Genomic DNA, 16,876 nt, shown 5'->3' with positions numbered 1-16,876 from the left:
CCCTGCTCGACCGCTCGGCCCTGCTCGACCGCTCGGCCCTGCTCGACCGCTCGGCCCTGCTCGACCGCTCGGCCCTGCTCGACCGCTCGGCCCTGCTCGACCGTTCGGCCCTGCTCGACCAGCCATGCCCCGCCCGTGCTGTTCGCGGTCCACTGTGGCGCGTGGTCGGTCAGCTGCCGACGGCGTCCTGCCCCGCCGGCTCGGGGGTGCGGTAGTAGTCGTCGCGGGAGAGGAACTCCACAGGCAGCGAACCGGGCAGGGTCACCCGCGCCTCACCTGTCATCGGAGCGGCGGTGGCCCGTCGGATCAGCACGTCCCGCTCCGGCGGTGCCAGCTCCACCAACTCGGGACGGGTGACCCGGAAACAGGCCACCGTCCGTCGGATCAGCCGGGCCAGCTCGGTCACCGGGCCCACCTGGCCACCAAGGGCCAGGGTGGGTTGTTGGATCGTCCGCAGCGCGTCGCAGACCACAAGCAGTTCGGCGTCCGGAGCCGTACCGTGCGCCCCGGAGGGGGTGGACCGTAGCTCCAGCCGGGACGGCCACTGCCAGCGGACCTGCCCGCTGACCAGGCGAGGCAACCGGACGGCCCGCCGGTGCCGGACGCCCGCCGAGTCGATCTTGCCGGCGACCAGGGCCAGGTCACCGGCGAGGCAGACGTACGCGAGGCGACGGTCGGTGACGGTGACCGAGGCGGGTGCCGGCAGGACCCACTGCCGGCGGGTGCCGGTCGGGCTGAGTAGACAGCCGGCCACCGACGTCAGGTACCGGCCGAGCACCCGTTCACCGGGTTCCGGGACCAGGTCGTGGTGCCGGTCGAGTACGGGGGCGAATTCGTCCTCCGGCGCGTCGAACCGATGCGGTGCGATGAAGAACGGGGACATGTCCTCGCGCATCGTCACGACCTCCCCCGCGCAGTGGTCTCGTGGCGTTCAGCCTCACCGACCCGTGACGCGCTGTCATGACACCCGTTAGGGGGTCGGCCGGTCGTACGACGCCTGTGACCGGTAGGTGCCGATCTCCTCCGGCCGGACTAGTCCGTCCTCGATCGCCCGGGCCAGGAGAGCGGCCTTCGTGGCGGCCGGTCGGCCCGCTCGGGTGTACTTGATCCGGGCCCGGTCCACATATTGTTTGACGGTGTGCTCGCTGATCTGCATCCGGCGGGCCACCGACGCCTTCGACATCGACTGGAACCACAGCAGCAGTGCCTCGCGTTCCTTGTCCGACAGGGCCGGTCGGTCCGGGCGCGGATCACCCACCATCGCCCCGGCCAGGGCCGGCGGCACGTACGGGCGGTCACTTGCGGCGGCCAGCACGGTCGCCACGCAGTGTTCCCGCCCCTCGTGTTTGGCCAGGAACGCGGTCGCCCCGGCGTCGAGCGCCGTGAGTATCGTCGCCGGATCGGTGTGCTCGGAGTAGACCACCACCCGCCGACCGGCGGTGCTCAGCTCGGCCAACTTGTCGATGACCATCCGCCCGCGCAGCCGCAGATCCAGCAGGATCACGTCTGCCTCCGGCGCGGTCCGCAGCACCAGGTCCGGGTCGTCGCCGGTGGCGAGCACCCGTAGTCGAGGCTCGGTGGACAACCAGGCCCGCACTCCGTCGATCACCACCGGATGGTCGTCGACGATCGACACTCCGACGGGTCGCTCCCCGCTCATGGCCGGCGCCACCGGGTCTGCGTCCACCTGATCTCCCCGTCCCGCTCCTGTAGGTGTTCCACCTGTTCGTCGTCGCCCGCCGGAGCGAACGGCGGGTCGCCCGGCTGGGGTCCCGGCGCGTCGGCCGTTCCCGGGCCGCCCACGTCCGGTGCCACCAGGCTGACAGCAACCTCGTCCGGACCGGCCACCACCGTCAGCCGGGCCCAACCGGTGGCGGCGGCCAGCGCGGCGGCCAACGGGTCGGCCAGCCGCCGGCGGACCTCCACCGGCAGCGGCGGCGGCGTGCCGATGGCGATCAACTCGATCGGCAGCCCGTTGCGTTCGGCCAGGTCGGCGGCGGCCCGCAACTCGTGCAGCAGCGGATCCGGCACGTCGTCGGATTCGGCGATCAGCCGGCGCAACCGGGTCGCCGCCAGCACGCACCGGCGCTGCACGAACGGGTCGGTCGGGTCGGCGCGACCATCGGCCAGCTCCGCCAGCACCTGCTCGGCGGCCCCACCGACAAGCGCCAGCCGGGTCCGCCGGTCGGCCAGGGCCCGTTCGGCGGCGTCCCGTTCGGCGCGTACGGCGAGGGTCGCCGCGGCGGTGCCGGCCCGGTCCCGGGCGAGGGTGGAGATCACCGCGGCACCGGCGAAGACCGCCACCGGCAGCGAAGAGGTGCCGTAGACGTACATCGTGAAGCGGGTCAGGTCGGCGGGGGCGGTCGCGCCGTGGCCGATCAGCGCGGCGAGCGCGATCACCGAGTGACCGGCCGACAGGGCGATCATCCAGCGGATCGGGCGACCCCAGAGCACCACCACGAGGAACCAGGCCAACCCGGTCCACGCCCAGTTCCCGGCGGCGAAGAACTGCCGTTCGCCGGCCGCCGCGAAGACCGCCGTGTCCACCGCCAGCAACGTGGTCACCAACGGAAGCACCGGTGGCAGGGTGCCGTGCAGCAGCCGGTGGGCGGCGTACCCGCCGACGACGAGGGCGGTCAGCCAGCCCACCGCGACCACCGTCGGCGCGGCCAGCTCGGACCAGGCGCCGAGCAGCGCCGGCAACCCGATCGCGGTGTGCCAGACCAGCGCGATGGCCACCGCCGCGATCCGGGCGCCCCGGTCCGAGACCCGGGCCACGTCCACGGCGGTGCCGTCGGCCACCGCCAGGCTCCCCGACGACATCACCGGCCGGGGTACGCGGGCCGGTGCCGTCGCGCTGAGGTCAGTGGACATCCGGCCATTCCAGCCTGATCCGGGTGCCCTCGCCAGGGGCGGAGGTCACCTCCGCCCGCCCGCCGACATCGGCCAACCGGCCCCGGATCGACTCGCGTAGTCCGTACCGATGGGCCGGGACGGTGGCCGGGTCGAAACCGGGACCGTCGTCGACCACCTCGACCACGACGCCGCCGTCGTGCCGGCCCAACCGCACGACCACCTCGGCATCCGGCGCGTGCCGGGCCACGTTGGCCAGCGCGGCGGCGGTGGCGTCGACGAGCGCGGCGACCACCCCCGCCGGGGCCGTGCAGGGCGGCAACGTGGCGGTCACCGTCAGCTCCGGGTGGATGGCGAGCAGCGCGCGTAGACCGGCGTCGACATCGGCCGGACCGGCCCCGACAGCGATGCCGACCTGGCCGGCCTCATTGCCGACCTGGCCCGCCTCGTTGCCGGCCGGAGCGGTCTCGTTGCGGACCTGGCCGGTCTCGTTGCCGACCGGGTCGGTCGAGGGGGTGGACCGGGCGTTCGCGAGCGCCACCAGGGTACGCAGATCCGCGTCGGCCCGTTCGCGTAACGCCGCCGAACCGGCCGGCAGGGCACCCAGCCCGACCATGGTCAACGTGGACAGGACCGTGTCGTGCAGGTCCCGGTTCTGCCGCCGTTCCACCTCCCGGACCGTCCGGGCAAGCACCGCCTCCCGGCGCAGCCGCTGGAATTCGGTGAAGGCGGCGTCGGCCCGTCCGATCCACCGGCGCATCACCGTCGCCGTCATCGCCGCGCAGCCTGTCTGCACCAGCAGGGTCGCCGCGTGCGCGGACGCCTCGACGGTGTTGCCGGCGGCCGAGGCGCCGGCCGCGTATCCGGCGGTGACCAGCAGGCCCGCCGGCACCGACCAGCGGACCGGCGCGGTGGCCTGCGCGTTGATCACGGTGGTGCTGGCCAGCACGGCGAGCCAACTACCCTCGCCCGGCAGCACCTCCGGGGCGACGAGCAGCGGGGCCAGCAGGCTCGCCGCGAGGGTGAGCGCGACGTCCCCGGCGACCAGTCCCGCGCCGATGCCGACCCGCAGCGCCCGCGCCGCGTACCAGACGGACCAGCCGGTCAGTGCGATCACGGCGGCTAGCAGCACGGGCACCCGGACCGGCGCGGTGCGTACCGCCAGCGCGGTCGCCGCGCCGAACAACCCGCAGGTCAACCGCAGCAGCGCCGGCAGGGCGGTGAAGATGAGCTGCAGCGCGCCATCCGCCGGCCGATCCAGCAACGACGGTGACGAGGTCGGAGCGGGTACGGCCGACATCAAGGGGAGTGCGTCCTTCGGGCGGTGACCCGTCCGGGTCTGCTCGGCGGTGCATCGACGCCGGAGAATAGCATCAGTTTCCCTAACTGATCACCATTGGTGTACGGCGTGTCGCGTGGCGTTCCGCACCTGCGTCGGGCCGGCCCCGCCGCCGATCAGCGGCGCAGCCACTCCAGGGCGGCGGGTGCACCGCCGAGCACCGAGATGTGGCCGTCGTCGGCGGTGATCCGCAGCTCGGCCGTCGGGCAGACCCCGGCCAGCCAACGGCTGTGGGTGGCCGGGACCACCCGGTCCCGCCCGCCGTGCAGCAGCAGCACCGGCACCCGCACCAGGGCCGGGTCGAAACCCCACGGCGCGACGTACGCGAGGTCGTCGTCGACAAGCCCCGCCGGGCCGCCCCGGACCGCCGTGCCGACCACGCTGTCGAACCAGGACCACGGCCCGGCCAGGGCGGCCAGGTCGGCCGGGGTGAACTCCGGGTCGTAGTCGACGTCGGACGCGGCGTGCCGTTCCTTGGCCGCCCGGCCCTCGGTGGCGGCGCGCAGCGACGCCACCCCGGACGGCGTCATCCCGGCGAACCAGTCCAACCCGGCCGCGTCGTAGGGGGCCAGACCGGCGCCGGCGACCACGGCGGTCACCCGGTCGGGCAGCAACGCCCCGCAGGCCAGCGCGTGCGGGGCACCACCGGAGTGGCCGAGGGTGGCGAACCGGTCCAGGCCCAGCGCGTCGGCCACCCGGGCGGTGTATCCGGCCGCCGAGGCCACGTCCCGACCGGGGCGACGGGTGGAACCGCCGTACCCGGGCCGGTCGTAGGACACCCAGCGCAGGCCGAGGCGGTCGGCGGCGGCGAACAGCGGGGCGGGCGGGGTGCCGATGTTGGGGGTGCCGTGGTGCCAGACGACAGGCAGCCGGCCGGTGCCGTCGTCGCCGGTGTCGTAGACGTGCAGGGTGCCGCCGTCCGGCAGCGCCAGGTCGGTCTCGGTCAGCGCAGCGGGTGGGTGGCTCACTGGTCCGCCCAGCCTGTCGGGTTGGTGCACGACTCCCGGGAGATGCCGGAGCCGGTCCGGGGCCAGTCGCCGAACCGCTGCTCGTGCAGGCGGCCGAAGAAGTAGCAGATGCCCTGCAGGTAGCCGTCGGGCAACGCCCAGCTCGGGTCGGCCCGGACCGCCTCGTAGAACTCCCGCCCCAGCGCCACGACGTGGCCCCGGCCGTAGAGGAAGCCGTCGTCGGAGCCGTCGATCACCGCATGCACGTCGGCCCGGTCGATGTCGTACAGCTTGCGTTCGACCACCCGGTCGAGGTCGGTCAGCTCGGGGCCGGACAGGTCGGCGCAGAGCTGGCCCAACTGGTCGAGGAAGGCGTCCAGCCAGGCGTCGATCGCGTAGGCGCTGTCGTCGTCGGCGGCCCGGTCGCGGGTGAGCAGCGCCCGGCGCAGCGCGGCCGGCTCGGGGCCGAGTCGCTGCCAGGCGGCCTCCACCAGGCCCCAGAACCGGGCCTCCTCCTCGGCGGTGGGCAGCCGGGTCGCGGTCTCCGTGTCACTCATAGGCCGGACGGTAGCGGGCCGCCCCGACGTTTTCCGGGGATCCGCTTCGTTCGCCGGGTGACCGGGAGGGCGCGCTACGGCCTCGGGGCCGCCCTCCCGGTGGTGGGCGGCCCCGGACGGCGGCGGTCAGCGCAGCCCGTGGCGTACCTCGTGGACGAAGGTGGACCAGGCGGTCGGGTGGAAACGCAGGGTCGGGCCGGACTGGTCCTTGCTGTCCCGTACGCCGATCACGCCGGGCAGGTTGTCGGCCACCTCGACGCAGTCGCCGCCACTGCCGCCGCTGCGGGTGCTCTTGCGCCAGAGGGCACCGGCCAGGTCGTTCATGCTCGCTCCTCGATGATCGTCCCCGGCAACAACAGGGGTACGCGCAGGGCGCATGGAATGGGAGCCTACTTTCCCCCTGCTACGTAGACCCCGCGCCCGGGTTGCCCCACGACCAGGTCGCGGTCGTGCAAGAGCGAGACGGCGCGGTACGCGGTGGCGACGCTGACGGCGAACTGGTCGGCGAGCTCGCTGGTGCTGGGCAGCTTCGTTCCCGGCGTGAGCTCGCCGCTCTTGATCTTCGTGGTCAGCTCGTCGGCGATGCGTCGGTATTCGGCAGGTGCAGAGGGCATGGCTTTGGTCCCTTGGTTCGGCCCTGCCATCTGACCACGAGCCGACCAACGTCAGCAAGTGATGCAAGACAATCACGCGCTGTGGCTTTACCTACGTCAGATAGTGACGTAGATTTCTTCGTGGCTGCCCTTGGTTCGGCAAACGAAGGCCAGTCCCGTCAGGGCGGCGCGGATCCCGTCGCCCTGACGGTCCACTCTGTCCCGAACGCCGGGGAGTAACGATGGGCCGGATCCACCATGACGACTACCTGTTGACCGCCGCACTGACGTTCGCCGACCGGCACCGGCCGGTCTGGAGTTGGCGGCGCTGGCGCAGGGTGTGCCGCTGCGGCGCGGAGCTGCCCTGCCGGGCGCGGTACCGCAATCCGGCCAGCCGGGCGAACCGGCCAGCCGCCGGTGAGCTGCCGTTGCTGGTCCGGTCGGCGTGGGACTGCCTGGACCAGCACCGGCGCAGGCGTTGCGGGAAGTGCGCCGACGCCGGGTTCTGCCCGGTGGTGGAGGCCGCCCGGCACCGGATCAGGGAGTGGCGCAGGTTCCGGCACGTCTGGGGGCGGCGGTGAGCGCGCCGCTGCCCAAGGCGGGTGACCTGGTGGTCGTCGGCCGGGAGGTCAGTGTGCAGTTCCTCAAGCCGATCAGGTGCCGGGTGATCCGGGTGCTGGACTGGATCACCTACGACGGGTGGTGCTGGCTCGACGTCTACCAACTGGACGCCAAGGGTGACGCGGTGGCCCGGCGGTCGATCTTCGTACAACCGGCGGGGTTGGCGGTGGTGCGGCCTGCGCCGACGCCTCGCGCGCCGAGCCGGGCGGGGGTGACGCCCAACGTACGCCGGGGGCCTCGGCCGGCCGGGGTGCCGCCGGTGCGGCGGCCGGCGGCCGGCGGACGGGGTGGGGCCGTTAGGGGGTGACGGAAAGTCAGGTCGTGCTCGTGGCGGCGAAGTAGGGCTCGGCTGCTTCCAAGCGGGGCGCCCGCACGCCCAGCCTGCGCGCCTCCGCCAGGGTGTCGCGGCAGACCGCGCGCAACTCCTCGGGGTTGGCGTGGGCAGTTGTCACCCTGCGCACCGGCGGGAAACGGTGGAACAGCCAGGAGAGCGCCGGTGCCGCCAGCCAGGCGGGGGCGGTGAAGGGCCGCAGTTCGGCGCGGTGCCGCCGCAGGTCGACGCCGCGCGCCTCGACGAGCGGCAGCAACTCGCGGGTGGCGAGGATGGCCTCGCGTACGTCGTTGCGCGTCAGCGCGGACAGCGAGCCCCGTCTCAGGCTCTGGGTGTGCAGACCCGCGTTCTGGACGAAGTGGACCGACAGCCAGCCCCGGAAGTCGGAGTTCTCCCGGATCCTGAACCCCGCCCCGCGAAACACCTGGCGGACGGCCTGCTCGCGTGGGGTCGGCGGCCGGTCGAGAGTGCCGAGGAAGACCACGGGCAGCAGAGCGGCACGCAGTACGCCGTCGTCGCCGAACCCCCCGCCGGCCCCGGGAAAGCCCCAGGCGACCTGGTCGGCCGGGAGGTGTTCGATCGCGGTCGACGGCTCGACCCACAGGTTGTTGAAGACCAGCACCGTGGCCCCGCCGACCCGTGGCCCCAGGAAGGCGGCAGCCTCCGCGAAGTGGTAGTGCTGCACGCTCAGCACGATCAGATCGAAGTCGTGATCGGGCTCCAACGACTCGCGGTAGCGCACCGGCCACTTCTCGGCGACGCGCTTCCCCCACGGCCGCCGTCGTACGTCGAGCAGGTCGAGGTCGATCGATTTCCCGTACGCCGCCGCCCGCCCTGGCCGGACGTAGAACTCGACGTCGTGCCCGGCCCGTTCCAGCGCCCATCCGTAGGTCGCGCTGATCACGCCGCGACCGAACATCAAGATCTTCACGCGTACCCCATGGCTATAATCGGAGACCATCTCCACTTTCAAAATATGGAGACAGTCTCCACTTGTCAACATGAGGTCCCGCATGACTGACGCCAAGTCGCTGAGTGCCGCTGCCAAGCCGCTGCGTGCCGACGCCCGCCGCAACCGTGACGCCCTGATCGCCAAGGCCCGCGAACTCTTCGCCGACGGCTGCTTCGACCTGCGCTTCGACGACTTCGCCAAGCTGGCCGGGGTGGGCACCGGCACGCTCTACCGGCACTTCCCCACCCGGGAAGCTCTGGCCGAAGCGGTCTACCGGGAAGAGCTCCGGGCGATCTGCGATCGGGCCCGGGAGTTGCAGGCCACCCTCCCCGCCGACGAGGCGCTGGAGTCCTTCCTGCGTGGATTCGTCGAGCACCTGCACGCCCACGAGGGGTTGGCCCGTACCCTCTCGACGCTGATGGCCTCCCGGTCGGGTGTGCTGGCGGAGGGTGCCCAGGCTCTGGGGCAGGTCGTCGATGAGCTGTTGGGGGCTGCCGTCACAGCGGGGACCGTCCGCGACGACGTGGGTGTGGGTGCGGTCATGATGGCCATTCAGGGCATCTGCGCGGCGTACGGTCACCCGGCCTACCGGGCCGACGCGGACGGCGTCGTCACCGTCGTGCTCGCCGGCCTCCGCTGCCCGGCGCGTTGAGTGGTGCCCGACGGGTACCGCCTCTCGCGCAATCGCGGAACCACCCGAGGATGCCCTGCCGGTGGTCGGTCCGTCGAGCCGTTCCCGGTGGAGGCTGTCACCCCGGGAACCGCAGCGCTTCCGCACGATGAAATACTCCGCGCGAGCCGGTGGGAAGAGGAAAGTACGTGTGCGCTCGGCAGGATTCGGCGGGCTGCGCGAAACGCATGCGAAACGAGGCGCCGACGGCATGGCACCATGCACCTGAGTATCGAGCGGGCCGACTTCACCGACCCCGGCCTTCTTGCGTTTCTACAGGCCCATCTGGATGACATGGCTCCCACAGCTCCGGCAGAGAGCCGGCATGCGTTGGATCTTCGTGGACTGCAGGCACCAGATGTCCGACTGTGGGTCGCTTACGTCCGTGAGCAGGTCGTGGGCACTGGTGCTGTGGTGGCGCTGGAACCTGGGCACGAGGAAGTGAAGAGCATGCGGACCGATCCGGCGAGACGAGGTCAAGGGATCGCTAGCCGAATTCTCCAGCATCTCGTGCAGGACGCTCGCGGACGCGGTATCCGTCAGCTCTCTCTGGAGACCGGCAGCATGGAGTTCTTCGCATCCGCGAGAGCACTGTACGCCAAGGCGGGGTTCACCTTCTGCTCTCCATTTGGCTCCTACACCGAAGACTCCAACAGCGTCTTCATGACGAAGACCCTGTAGCGCTACTCGCGCTTCTACGCCCCGAGCAGTCCGCATATGGCCCGCAGCAGGCCGACGGAGGGTGGGAAGTGATGTGAGATGTTGATAGGTGTTCCTGCTTGCTCGCGCAGCTCGGCGGCGATCCTCTGGTACGGACCACTCGCCACGGTGCGTCGCGTCGGCGTGACCGGGCGCGGCGGCATCCGCGCAGCCAGTGTCCCGGCGGCCCGCTGGTCCGACTCCGACACCAGGCCGCAGATACCCTGGGCGCGGTTGTCCGGCCGCCGCCACGACCGAGCCGGGACGGCGACCGTCCGCACGTCGACACCCACATTGATCAGCTCGGTCGCCGAGAAGTGGCGCAGTGCGTGGCTGTGACTGCGCCCTCTCGGCGTCCTTCGCTGCGGTGCGGCCCGCCGGGATGGTCTCGGAAGGTAGTGCGCACCACGCGGCTTGATCGGCTGGGAGAAAGTGCTGTGCGCCCGGCAGGATTCGAACCTGCGGCCTTGGGATTAGAAGTCCCCTGCTCTATCCGCTGAGCTACGGGCGCGCGGCGTACGTGTCGCGCCAAGAGGGTACCGCCGACCCTCCGCCGTACGGCGGAACGGGTCGCTTCCGGACACGCATGATCAGGGTCGCACGGCACCCCCGGGCCCGGGCACCCCTCATCCGGGCGGCGCGTCGGGCCGTACCCTCGGGTCCGTGTTGCTGGAACCGGATCTCGAGAACGAGGTCGCCTACGAGCTGTGCCAGCTCCTGGGCCGGGCCATCCTGCCGGTCGACGCGGCGGACGACCCGGGTACCGCCTTCTTCCTCGCGCATCCCGACGGTGGGTTCCTGCTGACCGCCGACGTCGTGGCCGGGCGGGCGCAGCGGCTCGGCCTGCGGCCCAGCGTCACCGAGCCGGCGGACGTGGCAGGTGAGTCGTTGGTGCTGGCGGACCTTCCGGCGCGCTGGGTGCGTGACACGCGGCTCGGGGTGGCGGCCCTGCCGACCGGCGAGTTGCACGCGTTCGCCGAAGGGCAGGGCTGGCGGTGGCGGGTGCAGCCGGTGCCGGCGGCGGTCGCTGTCGGGGCGGACGACCTCGCCGGGTTCGGTGCCGGGCCGGTCACCGCGATCGTGCTGGCCCTCGGCGTCGGCGGCGACGGCAGCCGACCGCTGGAGGTCGCCGTAGAGCGGGCCGTCCGCGACGGCGACCGGCTGCGGATCACCGCCACGCTCCCCGCCGGCTACGTCGGCGCTCCCGTCTTCGGGGTACGCTCCGACGCCGCCGGGGAGATCAGTCTGCGCTGCCTCGGGGTGCTGCTGCCCGCCGACGGCAGTGGCTCCGGAGGCGGGCACCCGGTGGCCACTCTCGACCGGGTGCTCACGACCCTGCCCACCGCCTGATCCCCACCATCGGCCCGGCGGGCGGCAGGCGGGCGTCCTGATCGACTCACCGGGGCCGAAACGGCGTGTCCCGCGCTGCTCGTTGCCGCGCCCCCGGCCCAGGTGAGTCGACCATTGCGGCCTTGCCGCTACCTCGGCCCCGGTGAGTCGATCATGTCGCCGGCACGCGGGGCGGGGATCGGGTCGGCCTGGGCGACCGGGGTCGGTTCGCCGGGGGGAACCGTTGCGGTGGAGGGCGGCGCGGTGTCGGCGGGGCGGGTGGGGCCGGCACCGAGGAAGGCTTCGGCCCAGCGGCCGACCTCGGTGAAGACCTGCTCGCGTACGGCCTGGCCGGAGAGGACCAGGTCGTGCTTGCCGCCGTCGAAACGGGCCACGGTGACGTGCCGGCCGAGCCGGGGTGCCCAGCGGACCATGTGCTCCACGTCCAGCACCGCGTCGGCCAGGGCCGCCGAATCATGCCAGCGGGTGCCCCGGAAGCTCCGGGTCGAGCAGGCCAGCAGCACCGGGACGGGGATGTCCAGGCCGGCGCGGAGCTGCCGTTGGGCGGTGCGGATCGCGGCCAGCCAGCCGGCCCGCACCGGAAACCCGGCGAGCGGCTTCCAGGCCAGGTCGTACGTCCACTCGCCGCGATGGTCGGCGTGCAGGCTCTCGCCGTACACGGTGCCCAGGCCGAAGGGGAGGGCACGGTGCGGCGCGCGACGGCCCAGCCGGGCGACGGCCGCCGCGAGGGGTCGACGGACCAGCCAGGGGGCGTTGATGTCGAAGAAGGGGCTGTTCAGGACGAGCCCGTCGACCAGCCCTGCGTCGCGGCGGGCGTGTGCCCAGAGCGAGATGATCAGGCCGCCGGTGGAGTGGCCCATGACGAGCAGGGTGTCGTGCCCGTCCCCGTCGCGGATGATCCTGGCGGCGGCGTCCAGCTCGGGGAAGTAGTCGCTCAGGTCGCGGCAGAAGTTCGGGGTCTGGTGGGGCAGCAGGCTGCGGCCGTACTTGCGCAGGTCGAGGGCGTAGAAGTCCCAACCACGGGCGGCGTAGAAGTCGGCCAGGTGGGTCTGGAAGAAGTAGTCGACGTAGCCGTGCACGTAGAGCACCGCCCGACCGGTGGGGCGGTCCGCGCGCCGGCGGACCAGCGTCGCGACCACCGGCCCCTCGTCGTCGGTGCCCAGGTCGATCGTCTGCCGCTCGTACGGCGGCCCCAGCACGTCCTGTTCCACGACCGTGACGCTACGCCCGCCGGCCTACCCGGCGGTAGCCCCCGGTTCGGCCGTGGTGGTCGACGTCTCCACGACCGGCGGCTCGGTCTTGCGGGGCGGGCCGGCGGGGGCCTGGTGGAGCACCGTCCCGCGCCTGTCGTCGACGGGTTCGGGGCGGGCCGGGTCCCGTCCGGCGTGGCGCGCGGACGGGGACCCGGCCCGGTGGGCGGTCAGGCGGTCTCGGCGTCGACCCGGTCGGTGTCGGTATCGGTGTCGAGGTCCGGCAGCGGTACGGGGACGGGCTGGGCCATCTCCCTGATGTGCTTGTTGTGCCGGGGCTCCTGCCGGGTCTTGGAGTCGTTGAGCTTGCGGCGCATGTCGTCCCGGGCGTCGTTGAGGGCGGCCCGCAGGTCCACCTCGGTCGACGTGGTGACGATCTTCTGCCGGCCGGCGATCCAGCACTCCAGGGTGACCTTCTGCCCGCGCGCCTCCCGGTCCTTGACCGACACCTCAAGCTCGGTGGCGTCGGCGTGAAAGGCGGCCAGCCGGGCGTCCAGGGTGCCGAACTGCTCGACGATCCAGTTCCGGTCGCCCTGGGAGAAGCCCGCGCCCATCCGCAGACACTCGGCCACGGTCGCCGGGTTCGCCACCGCGCTCATCGCCGCACCTCCCGCTCGGTGCGGACGGAGCCGGTCGTACGGAGCGGGCTGCGAATCATCAGCACTGCCTTTCTCGTCGGACGTCGTGCCTGGTGGCGCTTGGTTGATCAACTCATTACCCAGTCGGGGCCGGGCTCACTCCGGGTGCTGCCGTCTTCTCGGTGCTGCCGTGGTCGCCTCCTCCCGATGCCGGTCGCTCCCTCGGGGCGGTGGTGGCCTCGATCCTCGTGAATTCATCCTGGCCCGGCCCGGTGGAGCTCCTCCAGGGCCGGTAGGCCTAGCACACCGGGACCTTGATCAGGTTGTTGTCCACAGCCGGCCCGGTTGTCCACAGGGCGCGGGTGAGTGCTCGCCGCCGGACGTCATGCGGGCCAGGCTCGGTGGCGAGTCGACTCACCATCGCATCCGCAAGGACCCCTGGGAGGGGACGATGTTCGATACCTACGTCACCATCGTCGGTAACGTTTTGACCGCGCCGGAGTGGCGTCGTACGGCGCAGAGCAACACCCTGGTCGCCAATTTCAAGGTGGCCTCGACCGCCCGCCGCCTCAACCGGGACAGCGGTCGGTGGGTGGACGGCAACAGCCTCCGCGTCCGGGTCAACTGCTGGCGCAAGCTGGCCGAGGGGGTGGCCGCCTCGGTGATGGTCGGCGACCCGGTGGTGGTGGCCGGGCGGCTCTACACCCGCGACTGGACCGACGACGCCGGCAACCACCGCGTCCTCTACGAGTTGGAGGCGGTCGCGGTCGGGCACGACCTGTCCCGGGGCCGGTCCCGCTTCCTGCGCAACCGGCCGAGCATGGCCACCAGCGCGGTGGAGGACGAGGAGGCGGCCCAGCGGGTGCAGGGCGAACCGACCGAGCCGGTGCCGGTCGGGCAGGCCCCCGCCAGGCCGGACGACCGCCCCCTCGACGACGACTTCGAGCTGTCCGGCTTCGGGTTCCCACGTGCCGGCCACGACCTGTCCGGCGGCAGGTACGCCCCGGCAGCCGACCCGCTCGACGACGAGCCCGACGGCCACGAGCCCGACGACGACCTGTCCCCGTTGCCCGACGACGGGACCGACCCCGAACCGGGGTCGCTGTCCCGGGCCGGCGGCGGGACCGGCACGGGCCGGGGACCGCTGGCCGGGGCTGGTGGCGGGACCGGCGCCGGGGTACCGACCGGGCGACCCGGCGACGAGGGACAGGCGGGAGATCCCGGCCAGCCGGACGACCAGGACCAGCCGGCAGAGCACGGTCAGCCGGGCTACGAGGGGGAGCCCGGCGACGAAGGCAAGCCGAGTGGCCCGGTCGCCCCGACGCCGGGCGAGGTGGCTGCCGGCCCGGCGGGTCGGGCTCGGCGTGGTCGGGGCCGGGTGCCGGTCCCGGCCTGAGATCCCGGCCCGCAGCTGCCGGGCGCGGCGGGCCGTGCCCGGCAACTGCGCCGGGGAAAGAGGGTGCAAGATCCGGTCCGCGCCGGGGAAGGGGCGCGGGCCGGGGCTCGTAGGGGCGGGGGCGGGGGTGGCGACAGTGACGTGGCCGCCCCCGCCCAGGGGCTAGGCTGGCCGGCCGGAGGTGGTGACGGGTGGGGCGGCGCACAGCGACGGCGAACGCGGTCGGCCTGGTGGCCGGGTACGCGCTGGACAGCCTGCTCGGCGATCCCCGGCGCTGGCATCCGGTGGCCGGCTTCGGGCGGGCCGCCGGCACCCTGGAGCATCGGGTCTACCGGGCCGATCGCCGGGCGGGAACGGTCTTCACCGCCATCGCGGTGGGTGCGCCGGTGCTGCTCGGCGTGGCCGTCGACCGGGCCACCCGGCGACACCCGGTGGCCCGGGTCCTGGTCGTTGCCGCCGGCACCTGGGCGGTACTCGGTGGCCGGACCCTGCGCCACGAGGCGAAGGTGATGGGTTCCGCCCTGCGCGCCGGTGACCTGCCGGCGGCGCGACACCGGCTCGGCCACCTCTGCGGCCGGGACCCGTCCCGGCTCGACGAGGCCGAGTTGGCCCGCGCCACAGTCGAGTCGGTCGCCGAGAACACCTCCGACGCCGTGGTCGCCCCGTTGCTCTGGGGTGCCCTCGCCGGTCTGCCCGGCCTGCTCGGCTACCGGGCGGCGAACACCCTGGACGCCATGGTCGGGCACCGCTCACCCCGTTACGCCCGGTTCGGCACCCCGGCCGCCCGGCTCGACGACCTGCTCAACCTGGTACCGGCCCGGCTGACCGGGCTGCTCACGATCGCCGCCGCGCCCACCGTGCACGGCGACCGGGAGCGGGCCTGGCAGGTCTGGCGACGGGACCGCCACGACCATCCCAGCCCCAACGCCGGGCAGTGCGAGGCGGCCATGGCCGGGGCGCTGGGCGTCCGGCTCGGCGGCCGGAACGTCTACTTCGGGCGGTCCGAGGTGCGTCCGTTCCTCGGCGACGGCCCGCGCCCCGAAGCCCGGCACCTGAAGCGGGCCGCCCGGCTCTCCGGAAAGGTCGGCCTGGCCGCCCTCGCTCTGGCCGCGGTATGGCCGCTGACCGGTGGCCGGCTGGTCGCCGCCACCGGCCGCGCGCTGCTGGGCCGCCGGTGAGCGGTGGGCTGCTCGTCGCGGGCACCACGTCCGACGCGGGCAAGAGCGTGCTCACCGCCGGCATCTGCCGCTGGCTGCACCGGCGGGGAGTCGCCGTCGCACCGTTCAAGGCGCAGAACATGTCCAACAACTCCGCCGTGGTGGTCGGCCCGGACGGGCGGGGCGGCGAAATCGGGCGGGCCCAGGCGATGCAGGCCGCCGCCTGCGGGCTCGCCCCCGACCTGCGGTTCAACCCGGTACTGCTCAAGCCGGGCAGCGACCTGGCCAGTCAGGTGGTGCTGCTCGGCGAGGCCGTCGACACGGTCACCGCCGGCAACTTCCGTACCCTGCGTCCGAGGCTCGCCGAGACGGCGTACGCGGCCCTGGCCGAGCTGCGTACGGCGTACGACGTGGTGATCTGCGAGGGGGCCGGCAGCCCCGCCGAGATCAACCTGCGGGCCGGGGACTACGTCAACATGGGGCTGGCCCGGCACGCCGGTCTGCCCGCCATCGTGGTCGGCGACATCGACCGGGGTGGCGTGTTCGCCTCGATGTTCGGCACGGTGGCCCTGCTCGACCCCGCCGACCAGGCGCTGATCGCCGGCTTCGTGATCAACAAGTTCCGGGGCGACCTCGGTCTGCTCCGCCCGGGGCTGGACATGCTGCACCGGGTGACCGGCCGTCCCACCTACGGGGTGCTGCCCTGGCAGCTCGACCTCTGGCTCGACGCCGAGGACTCGCTCGCCTACGGGCGGGTGCTCGGCCGCCCCGCCGCCCCGTACGGCAGCGAATGGCTCGACGTCGCAGTGGTCCGGCTGCCCCGGATCAGCAACGCCACCGACGTGGAGGCCCTGGCCACCGAGCCGGGTGTGCGGGTCCGGCTCACCGTCGAGCCCGCCGAGCTGGCCGCCGCCGACCTGGTCGTCCTGCCCGGCTCCAAGTCCACGGTCGCCGACCTGACCTGGTTGCGGGAGACCGGGCTCGCCGAGGCCGTCACCGCACACGCCGCCGCCGGTCGGCCGCTGCTCGGCATCTGCGGCGGCTTCCAGATGCTCGCCACCGCCATCCATGACCCGGTGGAGAGCCGGCGGGGCAGCGTCCCCGGCCTGGGCCTGTTGCCCGTCGAGATCACCTTCGACCCGGTCAAGACCGTCCGCCCGGCCGTCGGCACCGCCGCCGACGTGCCGGTGCGCGGCTACGAGATCCACCACGGGTACGTCTCCACCGCCGATCCGGAGCTGCCCCCGCTGCTGCACCACGCCGACGGTCGCCCCGAAGGCGCCCGGCTCGGCGCGGTGCACGGCACCCACTGGCACGGCGCGTTCGAGTCCGACGGGTTCCGCCGCCGGTTCCTCACCGAGGTGGCCCGGTCGGCCGGGCGGCACGGCTTCACCGTCGCGCCGGACACCAGCTTCGCCGCCGCCCGGGAACGCTCCCTCGACCTGCTCGGCGACCTGGTCGAGGAGCACCTGGACACCGCCGCGCTGTGGCGGCTCATCGAGGCCGGCGCCCCCGCCGACCTGCCGTTCATCCCACCCGGCGCACCACCTGCGGGCTGACCGCGCCGGTCCGGCGGCCCCCGC

Annotated in this window: 18 protein-coding genes, 1 tRNA gene and 2 pseudogenes; 8 read left to right on the top strand and 13 right to left on the bottom strand. The window is 73.2% G+C overall.

Annotation, left to right across the window (positions count from 1 at the left end; translation table 11 throughout):
- Positions 1 to 169 precede the first annotated feature (169 nt).
- The 8 genes from AC0AIB_RS09660 to AC0AIB_RS09625 all read right to left on the bottom strand — a co-directional run bounded on the left by AC0AIB_RS09660 (position 170) and on the right by AC0AIB_RS09625 (position 6,310).
- Positions 170 to 895 (bottom strand): hypothetical protein, encoded by a 726-nt coding sequence (locus tag AC0AIB_RS09660; protein WP_328343628.1) that lies wholly within the window; start codon positions 893 to 895, stop codon positions 170 to 172.
- Between the two features lie 75 nt (positions 896 to 970).
- Positions 971 to 1,687 (bottom strand): response regulator transcription factor, encoded by a 717-nt coding sequence (locus AC0AIB_RS09655; RefSeq protein WP_328343630.1) that lies wholly within the window; start codon positions 1,685 to 1,687, stop codon positions 971 to 973.
- Positions 1,657 to 2,874 carry a hypothetical protein gene (locus AC0AIB_RS09650; RefSeq protein WP_465096453.1) on the bottom strand — a complete coding sequence of 406 codons (1,218 nt, stop codon included), beginning with the start codon at positions 2,872 to 2,874 and terminating at the stop codon, positions 1,657 to 1,659. The genes AC0AIB_RS09655 and AC0AIB_RS09650 overlap by 31 nt, the downstream gene beginning before the upstream one ends.
- Positions 2,864 to 4,153: an ATP-binding protein gene (locus AC0AIB_RS09645; RefSeq protein ID WP_465096452.1), complete on the bottom strand. Its 1,290-nt coding sequence runs from the start codon at positions 4,151 to 4,153 to the stop codon at positions 2,864 to 2,866. Before AC0AIB_RS09645 ends, AC0AIB_RS09650 begins: the two co-directional genes overlap by 11 nt.
- Before the next feature lie 155 nt (positions 4,154 to 4,308).
- A complete protein-coding gene (locus AC0AIB_RS09640; protein ID WP_465096451.1) occupies positions 4,309 to 5,160 on the bottom strand; it encodes an alpha/beta fold hydrolase in 852 nt (283 codons plus the stop codon).
- Positions 5,157 to 5,696 (bottom strand): DUF4240 domain-containing protein, encoded by a 540-nt coding sequence (locus AC0AIB_RS09635; protein ID WP_328343637.1) that lies wholly within the window; start codon positions 5,694 to 5,696, stop codon positions 5,157 to 5,159. Before AC0AIB_RS09635 ends, AC0AIB_RS09640 begins: the two co-directional genes overlap by 4 nt.
- A gap of 126 nt (positions 5,697 to 5,822) precedes the next feature.
- A complete protein-coding gene (locus tag AC0AIB_RS09630) occupies positions 5,823 to 6,020 on the bottom strand; it encodes a DUF397 domain-containing protein (protein ID WP_328343639.1) in 198 nt (65 codons plus the stop codon).
- A 65-nt stretch (positions 6,021 to 6,085) separates the two neighbouring features.
- The gene (locus AC0AIB_RS09625) at positions 6,086 to 6,310 is read right to left on the bottom strand and encodes a winged helix-turn-helix domain-containing protein (RefSeq protein ID WP_328343641.1); all 225 of its coding nucleotides are present in this window, start codon (positions 6,308 to 6,310) and stop codon (positions 6,086 to 6,088) included.
- A gap of 221 nt (positions 6,311 to 6,531) precedes the next feature.
- On the opposite strand from AC0AIB_RS09625, the gene AC0AIB_RS09620 reads away from it, so the two are divergent.
- Together AC0AIB_RS09620 and AC0AIB_RS09615 are read left to right on the top strand one after the other, a co-directional pair.
- A complete protein-coding gene (locus AC0AIB_RS09620; RefSeq protein ID WP_328343643.1) occupies positions 6,532 to 6,870 on the top strand; it encodes a hypothetical protein in 339 nt (112 codons plus the stop codon).
- An 8-nt stretch (positions 6,871 to 6,878) separates the two neighbouring features.
- Positions 6,879 to 7,217, top strand: a complete 339-nt coding sequence (locus AC0AIB_RS09615; protein ID WP_465096469.1) for a hypothetical protein — start codon at positions 6,879 to 6,881, stop codon at positions 7,215 to 7,217.
- Between the two features lie 7 nt (positions 7,218 to 7,224).
- Here the strand turns inward: AC0AIB_RS09615 and AC0AIB_RS09610 are convergent, their stop codons facing one another.
- Positions 7,225 to 8,172 carry a ketopantoate reductase family protein gene (locus AC0AIB_RS09610; protein ID WP_328343645.1) on the bottom strand — a complete coding sequence of 316 codons (948 nt, stop codon included), beginning with the start codon at positions 8,170 to 8,172 and terminating at the stop codon, positions 7,225 to 7,227.
- A gap of 82 nt (positions 8,173 to 8,254) precedes the next feature.
- On the opposite strand from AC0AIB_RS09610, the gene AC0AIB_RS09605 reads away from it, so the two are divergent.
- Together AC0AIB_RS09605 and AC0AIB_RS09600 are read left to right on the top strand one after the other, a co-directional pair.
- Complete coding sequence (locus AC0AIB_RS09605) at positions 8,255 to 8,845, top strand: TetR/AcrR family transcriptional regulator (RefSeq protein WP_328343647.1); 591 nt, start codon at positions 8,255 to 8,257, stop codon at positions 8,843 to 8,845.
- Between the two features lie 237 nt (positions 8,846 to 9,082).
- On the top strand, positions 9,083 to 9,544 hold the full coding sequence (locus AC0AIB_RS09600; protein WP_328343649.1) for a GNAT family N-acetyltransferase: 462 nt from the start codon (positions 9,083 to 9,085) through the stop codon (positions 9,542 to 9,544).
- A gap of 14 nt (positions 9,545 to 9,558) precedes the next feature.
- On the opposite strand, the pseudogene AC0AIB_RS09595 reads toward AC0AIB_RS09600, so the two are convergent.
- Both AC0AIB_RS09595 and AC0AIB_RS09590 read right to left on the bottom strand, forming a co-directional pair.
- Positions 9,559 to 9,903, bottom strand: a pseudogene (locus tag AC0AIB_RS09595) (hypothetical protein); the annotation flags it as partial.
- Between the two features lie 97 nt (positions 9,904 to 10,000).
- Positions 10,001 to 10,073 (bottom strand) — tRNA-Arg (locus tag AC0AIB_RS09590).
- Positions 10,074 to 10,225: 152 nt separating this feature from the next.
- On the opposite strand from AC0AIB_RS09590, the gene AC0AIB_RS09585 reads away from it, so the two are divergent.
- Positions 10,226 to 10,912 (top strand): hypothetical protein, encoded by a 687-nt coding sequence (locus AC0AIB_RS09585; protein ID WP_465096450.1) that lies wholly within the window; start codon positions 10,226 to 10,228, stop codon positions 10,910 to 10,912.
- A 128-nt stretch (positions 10,913 to 11,040) separates the two neighbouring features.
- On the opposite strand, the gene AC0AIB_RS09580 is transcribed toward AC0AIB_RS09585, so the two are convergent.
- Complete coding sequence (locus AC0AIB_RS09580; protein WP_465096449.1) at positions 11,041 to 12,123, bottom strand: alpha/beta hydrolase; 1,083 nt, start codon at positions 12,121 to 12,123, stop codon at positions 11,041 to 11,043.
- 209 nt (positions 12,124 to 12,332) lie between these two features.
- On the bottom strand, positions 12,333 to 12,761 hold the full coding sequence (locus tag AC0AIB_RS09575; protein ID WP_328343674.1) for an HPF/RaiA family ribosome-associated protein: 429 nt from the start codon (positions 12,759 to 12,761) through the stop codon (positions 12,333 to 12,335).
- A gap of 430 nt (positions 12,762 to 13,191) precedes the next feature.
- On the opposite strand from AC0AIB_RS09575, the pseudogene ssb reads away from it, so the two are divergent.
- The 3 genes and pseudogenes from ssb to AC0AIB_RS09560 all read left to right on the top strand — a co-directional run.
- Positions 13,192 to 13,966: pseudogene (ssb, locus tag AC0AIB_RS09570) on the top strand (single-stranded DNA-binding protein); the annotation flags it as partial.
- A 361-nt stretch (positions 13,967 to 14,327) separates the two neighbouring features.
- Positions 14,328 to 15,314: a cobalamin biosynthesis protein gene (locus AC0AIB_RS09565; RefSeq protein WP_465096448.1), complete on the top strand. Its 987-nt coding sequence runs from the start codon at positions 14,328 to 14,330 to the stop codon at positions 15,312 to 15,314.
- Positions 15,311 to 16,852, top strand: coding sequence for a cobyric acid synthase (locus AC0AIB_RS09560; protein WP_465096447.1), 1,542 nt, complete (start codon positions 15,311 to 15,313; stop codon positions 16,850 to 16,852). The genes AC0AIB_RS09565 and AC0AIB_RS09560 overlap by 4 nt, the downstream gene beginning before the upstream one ends.
- Positions 16,853 to 16,876 lie beyond the last annotated feature (24 nt).

The sequence above is a fragment of the Micromonospora sp. DSM 43699 genome (assembly GCF_055517075.1).
The sequence above is the reverse complement of the archived record's forward strand: the minus strand, read 5'-3'. Positions and strand labels throughout refer to the sequence as shown.